This window comes from Desulfobacteraceae bacterium, from assembly GCA_022340425.1.
Lineage (GTDB): Bacteria > Desulfobacterota > Desulfobacteria > Desulfobacterales > JAABRJ01 > JAABRJ01.
Genome location: JAJDNY010000068.1, coordinates 20,067 through 27,337, shown reverse-complemented (window position 1 = coordinate 27,337; position 7,271 = coordinate 20,067). Strand labels below are relative to the sequence as shown.

The 7,271-nt window shown below is 62.4% G+C and carries 7 protein-coding genes; 1 reads left to right on the top strand and 6 read right to left on the bottom strand.

All coding sequences use genetic code 11. From position 1 onward, the window contains the following. The 4 genes from LJE63_06550 to LJE63_06535 form a co-directional block, all read right to left on the bottom strand. The coding region (locus tag LJE63_06550) for a hypothetical protein (protein MCG6906270.1) at positions 1-277 on the bottom strand (277 nt) is incomplete at its 3' end. A 540-nt stretch (positions 278-817) separates the two neighbouring features. Continuing rightward, positions 818-2,038 carry a bifunctional phosphopantothenoylcysteine decarboxylase/phosphopantothenate--cysteine ligase CoaBC gene (coaBC, locus tag LJE63_06545; GenBank protein MCG6906269.1) on the bottom strand — a complete coding sequence of 407 codons (1,221 nt, stop codon included), beginning with the start codon at positions 2,036-2,038 and terminating at the stop codon, positions 818-820. A 12-nt stretch (positions 2,039-2,050) separates the two neighbouring features. Next, positions 2,051-2,548, bottom strand: a complete 498-nt coding sequence (locus tag LJE63_06540; protein MCG6906268.1) for a hypothetical protein — start codon at positions 2,546-2,548, stop codon at positions 2,051-2,053. 25 nt (positions 2,549-2,573) lie between these two features. Further along, positions 2,574-2,879, bottom strand: a complete 306-nt coding sequence (locus LJE63_06535) for a septum formation initiator family protein (protein ID MCG6906267.1) — start codon at positions 2,877-2,879, stop codon at positions 2,574-2,576. Positions 2,880-3,266: 387 nt separating this feature from the next. Here LJE63_06535 and rpsT point away from each other — a divergent pair, with 387 nt between their 5' ends. Further along, positions 3,267-3,533, top strand: a complete 267-nt coding sequence (gene rpsT / locus LJE63_06530; GenBank protein MCG6906266.1) for a 30S ribosomal protein S20 — start codon at positions 3,267-3,269, stop codon at positions 3,531-3,533. Positions 3,534-3,947: 414 nt separating this feature from the next. Here rpsT and lptE read toward each other — a convergent pair whose 3' ends face one another. Beyond that, on the bottom strand, positions 3,948-4,451 hold the full coding sequence (lptE, locus tag LJE63_06525; GenBank protein ID MCG6906265.1) for an LPS assembly lipoprotein LptE: 504 nt from the start codon (positions 4,449-4,451) through the stop codon (positions 3,948-3,950). Positions 4,452-4,531: 80 nt separating this feature from the next. Next, a complete protein-coding gene (gene leuS, locus LJE63_06520) occupies positions 4,532-7,135 on the bottom strand; it encodes a leucine--tRNA ligase (GenBank protein MCG6906264.1) in 2,604 nt (867 codons plus the stop codon). Between the last annotated feature and the right edge of the window lie 136 nt (positions 7,136-7,271).

Here is a 7,271-nt window from a genome sequence, read left to right as displayed (position 1 = left end):
CGGCCTCATCGCCTTCGCCGAACACGATCCGGTTGCGCCCGGCGGCCAGCGGACAGCGCCGGCAGTCGCCCAGGTCGGCCCGAATGCGCGCCAGGGTCTCGCGCTGCGGCAGGAGGCGGCTGCGGTTCCAGTCCGCCGTGGCCCCGAGCGCTTCGGGACCGCAATCGAAGCCGCGCAGCCCGAGGGTTGCCAGGTAGCGCAGGCTGCGGCTTAGCTCCGTCAGCAGGCCCGCGGCCCGGGCGGCCGGCGAATCGGGGTGGCTGGATTTCAATGACATGGGCGATGGGGTGGCGATAGCTTAATTTGCCGAAACGGTAAAAGTCAAAAACCAGACGGTTTCGAAAAAAGTTCAAGTTACGGCGCGCAAATCTCAGCGGCGTGAGGCCTACTTATGTACGCCGCAGTAACTTCGAGATGCAGCGCAGCGCAGAAATTGGGCTTCTACGGAACTCACCGCTAATCCACGCAGGTATGGGGTTTTTCGAAGACCGCAGCCTTATCTCAACCGCTTGTTGAGGCCGGCGATTTATGTCCCATCGTCCCGGGCCGAGCGAGCATCACAGCAGCCGGCGAAAAAGGCCCTGTGGCTGTTTGAGCGCAAGCGAGTTCCCCAGGGCCCGCCGGCTGCGGGAAGCGCAGGGCAGCCCTGAGGACCCCGAGACGCGGGCGGCTTCTTTTGGTTCGTTTTCTTGTCCGCACAAGAAAATGAACATAGACCAATGGGAGTTCTAAATCCGGGTCTATTACCGGGATGCCCGGCAAAGCTCCTTTCTGACAGACACCGTACCGCGGGGTAAAATGCTTTTTGCGGAACCTTCTAATTTGCCGGGCGGCCGGTCCGGCCTCGCAGCAAAGTGGCCACCCGGTCGAGGAGCGTGTGCGCTACCGCCTCCTTGGTCATGGCGGGCAGGGCCTCTTTGGCGCCGTCGCGGAAAAAGAGGGTCACCTGGTTGGTATCGGCCTGAAACCCGGAGTGGGGTGCACCGATCAGGTTGCCGGCGATGATGTCGAGGTTCTTGGCGCGCAGCTTCTGGGCGGCGTTGGCTTCGAGACCCTCGGTCTCGGCCGCGAAGCCGACGAGGATCCGCCCGCCCTTGCGCTCACCGACGGCTTTAAGGATGTCCGGGTTGCGGGTGAGCGTAAGACTCATGGTTTCCTGATGCTTCTTGATCTTCTGGGGCGCCGTTTCCACCGGGCGATAGTCGGAAACCGCTGCGGTTTTGACGATCACGTCGGCGTCCGCCATCAGGGTCAGCACCCGTTCGGCCATCTCGCGGGCCGAACGCACCGGCTGCAGGGCGACGTTCAGGGGCTCGGCCAGCGTGGTGGGACCGCTGATCAAGGTCACGCGCGCGCCGCGGTGTTCGGCGGCGCGGGCCACCGCAAAGCCCATCTTGCCCGAGGAGGGGTTGCTGATGAAGCGCACCGGGTCGATGGCCTCCCAGGTGGGGCCGGCGGTGACCAGAACGTGCAGGCCCGCCAGGTCCTTGGGGGTCAGGAAGCGGATAAAGCGGTCGAGAATCGTTTGCGGCTCGGGCAGCCGGCCCGGCCCGGTGGTGCCGCAGGCCAGTTGCCCGCAGGCCGGGTCGAGAACCCCGAACCCGTCGCCCCGCAGGGTTTCCAGATTCCGCTGGACCGCAGCACTCTGGTACATGTGGGTGTTCATCGATGGGCAGATCAGCCTCGGGGCGGTGACGGCCAGCATGAAGGTGCTGAGGGCATCGTCGGCAATCCCGTGCGCCAGCTTGCCGATGATGTTGGCCGTCGCGGGGGCCACGATGACGGCGTCAGCCTCCTGGGCCCAATCGATGTGGCGAATGGCGGCGTCACTGTCGCCGCTGCCGAACAGATCGCGATAGACGGGATTTTCCGAAAGCGCCTGAAAGGTCCCCGGGCCCACGAACCAGGCGGCATTGGCGGTCATAACCACCCGCACGCGGGCGCCCTGTTTTTTGAGCAGCCGCAACAGCTCAACGCTCTTGTAGGCGGCTATCCCCCCGCTGACACCCAGAATCAGGTTCTTGTCAGTCAAGTTCATCGGCCACCTGGTCTACTTGAATAAGTCGGTATCGGTGCCACCGCCTTCGGCGACGGTGGTCGGGGCCACCCAGATTTCGGCGTAGGTGTAGAATTCCTTTTCGGTGATGTTGACCACGCACCATCGGTTGTCTTTGTGAAACAGCAGAATGGAGCGAATGGATTTGAAGGAGCTGACGAGCTGCCAGTTGTCCTTGGCCATGTTGTTTTCAAAAAAGACGATCAGCGAGGCGCTGTCAACCCGCCCCTTGAGGGAAAGCACGCCGGCAGAGAAGCCGGGGGCGCGGTAGACGAAAGAGCTTTTTTTGTTGACTTGCATCTCACTTGGAATCAGCACATCCCCGAAGTCGTAGTAAAGCGGGGCGGCGCCTTGGTCCTGGGCGGCGGCGCTTTCGGTACCACCCGCCGTACTCTGGGACTGCAGGGCGGTGCAGCCGCCCAGGGCCAGCGCCAAAGCCAAAATTAGCACCAGGCCGATCACCGTTTTCCGCAGCTCTTTTACTCGCTTCATGTCCTCGCTCCTCAATTTGAAACCGTCATTTATTGCTGTTTGTCCCTTCCGGTTGGCGAAAATTGATGATCAGCTCGTCCTTAGCGATCATCCCCAACTCCTGACGGGCCACATTTTCAACGAAGGCCGGATCGTTTCGCAGCCGGTCGATGTGACGGTAAAGCGCCAGGTTCTCCGCTTTCAGCCGCTCAACCTCCCCATTTAGCCGGTGCAATTCTCCCCGGAGCTGGCCCAGGTCGACAAGCCCCTTGTCGCCGAAGATGCCGACCGCCAGCAACCCCACCAGCACCAGCCCTGTGAAGACCGCCACAAGGCCGTGTTTGAGGCTCACGCGCATTTCTCTCTCCAACCCTTCTGGAATCGAACCGCACCAACACGGTTAACGGCGCACGCCCGTTTAGCTGGTTTCCGTCGCCGGAGATTTGGTCGGAGGCCGCCTCAGCGGCGCCGCCCCCCCAAGTCGCCCGCCCCAACCGGACGTTCGCCATTATGGCAGAACTGAAGCGGGTTTTGCAAGCGGTTGTTCACCGCCGGCGCCGGCCCGGTTCAGCACCGAGGAAATCGGCAGCATGGGGCCGGCCCTTCCGCCGGGGTCGCAGCCAAGGCCGGCGGCCGCGGCGGGCAGTTGATCCTGATTAAAGTTCTTGACATTGGCTGACCTGATTTGGTAAATTAACGGACTTAAATTTTCATACCTGTTTGGAAAGGAGCGTTAACCGTGGCAAACCACAAATCCGCGCTGAAGCGGACCCGGCAGAACATCAACCGCCGCCTGCGCAACAAGGCGGTTCGCACCCAGGTCAAATCAGCCACCAAACGGCTGGAAGCCAAGGTGGTCGAAAAGGATCTGCAGTTGGCCCTTGACGAGCTCAAATCGGCGAAATCAACCATCGCCAAAGCTGCCAAAAAAGGCGTGCTGCACCGCAACACGGCGTCCCGCAAGATCTCCCGCCTCGAACGCATGGTCAACACCCTCAACCCCTGATCCCCAATCTTGAGACCACAACCCAAGAAGCGCTGGGAAAGTCACCCTTTCCAGCGCCTCTCGGGTATTTCTGCGTGCGTGACCTTTTTGGCATTGCCGTCAAAAGTTGATAAGGCGGAAAAGAGCCAAAAACCTAACAGTTTCGCAAAAGGGGCCAAGTTACGGCGCGCAAATCTCGCGGAGTGAGGCGTACTTCTGCACGCCGCAGCGACCTCGAGATGCAGCGCAACGCAGAAATTGACCTTTTTGCGGAACCGTCAAAATTGATGAAGCGGTTAAAAATCAAAAACCTGACGGTTTCGAAAAAAGGCCAAGTTCAAGGCGCACAAATCTCGCGGAGTGAGGCGTACTTCTGTACGCCGCAGCGACCTCGAGATGCAGCGCAACGCAGAAATTGACCTTTTTGCGGAACCGTCAAAAGTCGTCGGTCATGCGGCTGTAGACGGTTTCCGCCATCCGCTGGGCCAGTTGGGTCAATGCCTCCCGCCGGTTCTGATCCGTGATCGCCTTGCTGTCGGAATCGACCGGAAAGGCCGCGTTGCCTGAAATGTTGCGCACCTTCCAGATCACCACCCCGGAACGGTCGGTCAGCTCCAGGTTCAGCGTCGCCCGCACCCGGCGTTCTACCGACGTGGTGGCACCGGTGCGGGAGATGGTGTCGGTGCTCACCGACACGATTTCGCCGCTCAGGACCGTATCCGCCCGGTCCTCGCCCGCGGCCTGCTGATTGCGGGTCAGCTCTTCGATCAGGGCGCCGGTAAAAACGTTTTCAATGCCCGTTTCGGAAGTCCGATTGGCGAGCAGCTGGACAAAAACGCTCTGCGCGTCCTCCGGCAGGCTGCCCGCTCCCTGAAAGCCGTAGCCGCAGCCCGCGATCATCACGCCCGCCAGCAGGGCCCAGAGGCTTTTTGACATCATCCGATCACCCTTCCGTAAAATGGCTGCCGCTTAGAGCGGTCTGAGGGTCCTCAGAGCGCCCCACGGCTTGCGAACGCCCATCAGACCACGATATTGACAAGTTTTTTCTGAACCACGATCACCTTGCGGATCGGCTTTCCCTGGATGAAGGCGGCCGCCCGCTGGTCGGCCAGGGCGCCGGCCTTGATGGTGTCCTCATCGGCGTCGGCATCCACCGTGAAGCGGCTGCGCAGCTTGCCGTTGACCTGCACCACGATGGTGAGGCTGTCTTTGACCAGCGCATCTTCACGGTAGGACGGCCAGGCGGCGGTGAGGATGCTGTCCGGGTGCCCCAATTCGGCCCACAGCTCTTCGGCGAAATGCGGCACTATCGGGGCCAGCAGCAGGGTGACGGTTTCCATCGCGAAACGCATGACCCCCGGCAGCCCCTCAGTCGCCATCTCCGGAGGCACGGCGTACATGTCGTTGACCAGTTCCATGACGGCGCTGACGGCGGTGTTGAAGTGGAAGCGGTCCTCGATGTCGGCGGTCACCTTCCGGATGGTGTGGTGGGCCTTCTTGTAAACCGCCCGCAGTTCGGGCGCCAGCGCATCGGCCGGCCCGCCGTAGGCCGAAGCGTTTCTCAGACGGTCGCTGTAAAGGGCGGCCAGGCGCCAGACCCGGTTGAGAAAGCGGTAGCCGCCTTCAACGCCCTGCTCGCTCCACTCCAGATCGCGCTCCGGGGGCGCCGCGAAAAGGCAGAAAAGACGCGTAGTGTCGGCGCCGTAGCGCTCCAACAGGAGGTTGGGGTCAATCACGTTCTTTTTGGATTTGGACATCTTTTCCACCCGGCCGGTCTCCACCGGGCGGCCGCATTTGCCGCAGCGCCGATCGTCGCCGCCGCCGGTGGTCTCCTCGGGCAGCAGGAACCCGTGCTCCGGGCAGGCGGTGGTTTCCTTGCAGACCATCCCCTGGGTCAACAGGCGGGTGAAGGGCTCCTTGAATTTTACCAGCCCCAGGGACTCCAGCACACGGGTGTAGTAGCGCGAGTAGAGCAGGTGCAAAATGGCGTGCTCCACCCCGCCGATGTACTGGTCCACCGGCATCCAGTAATCCACGGCGGCCGTGTCGAACATGCCGTCGTTGAAGCCCGGGCTGCAGTAGCGCTCGAAGTACCAGGAGGATTCCACGAAGGTGTCCATGGTGTCGGTTTCACGGCGGGCGTCGTCAGCCCCGCAGGCCGGACAGCGGGTGCGGCGGAAGTCGGCCAACTCCGGCAGCGGGGAGCGCCCGCCCTCCAGCAGGTCGGCATCCTCGGGCAGCAGGATCGGCAAATCGGACTCGGGCACCGGCACAGTGCCGCAATGGGGGCAGTGAATCATCGGGATCGGGGCCCCCCAGTAGCGCTGGCGGGAGATCCCCCAATCCCGCAGGCGATAGCTGACCGTGCGCCGGCCCATGCCGTGCTTTTCCAAATGGGCCGCAACGGCGTCCAGGGCCTCGCGGTTGGGCATCCCGTCGAAGGCGCCAGAATTGACCATCGTCCCCTCGCCGGGGTAGGCCGCGTCCATCTCGGCAGGGTTCAGGTTCTGATCCTCCGGTTGGACCACCACGATGATCTCCAGGCCGTACTTGCGGGCGAAGTCGAAGTCACGCTGGTCATGGGCCGGAACCGACATCACGGCACCGGTGCCATAGCCCATCAGCGCAAAATTGGCCGTGTAGATCGGCATCCGGCGCCCGGTGAGCGGGTTGCGGCAGTAAGCCCCGGTGAAGACCCCCTCCTTTTCGTAGGCTTCCAGCGCCTTGCTGGTGCGGTCCTGCAGGGCGATACGGGCCACGAAGTCCCGGACGGCGTCGGCCTGGGGGGTGCCGGCGCTGAGCTTGAGCACCAGCGGGTGCTCGGGCGCCAGGCACATGAAGGTGGCCCCGAAAACGGTGTCCTGACGGGTGGTGAAGACCGCGATGGTGTCGTCCTCCCCCGCCACCGGCCCCTCGATGGGGAAGCGGATTTCGGCGCCGATGCTCTTGCCGATCCAGTTTTTCTGCATGGTGATGACCTTCTCGGGCCACCCCGGCAGCCGGTCGCAGTACACCAGCAAGTCCTCGGCGAAATCGGTGATGCGGAAAAACCACTGCCAGAGCTTCTTCTGCCGCACCTGTTGACCGCAGCGCCAGCAGCACCCGTCTTCCACCTGCTCGTTGGCCAGAACGGTCTGGCAGTCCTGGCACCAGTTGACATAGGATTCCTTGCGGTAGGCCATCCCTTTTGCGTACATCTTGAGAAACAGCCACTGCTCCCAGCGGTAGTACTCGGGGCGGCAAGTGGCGATCTCGCGGCCCCAGTCGTAGCTGAACCCCAGCCGTTTGAGCTGCGAGCGCATGGCGGCGATGTTATCATAGGTCCAGCGCGCCGGGTGGGTGTTGTGGGCGATGGCGGCGTTTTCCGCCGGCATGCCGAAGGCGTCCCAACCCATGGGGTGCAGCACGTTGAAGCCCCGCATGCGCTTGTAGCGCGCGACCACATCCCCGATGGTGTAGTTGCGCACATGGCCCATGTGGATTTTGCCGGACGGATAGGGAAACATCTCCAGCACGTAGTATTTTTCCTTGGCAGGGTCTTCGGAAACCACGAGCAGCCCGGAAGTTTCCCAGAAGCTCTGCCATTTTTCCTCGATTGATTTGGGGTTGTAGCGCTCTTGCATGTCCTGCTTTTCTCCGCGGGGGGTGGGAACCGCCAGGCACCGCTCAGCCGCCCGCAAACGGCTGTTTCGGCGCCGTGGCCCGTGGGGCGGGCCTCTGGCTGTAAAATCCAAATTTTTTAGATTGCACACTCCTGGT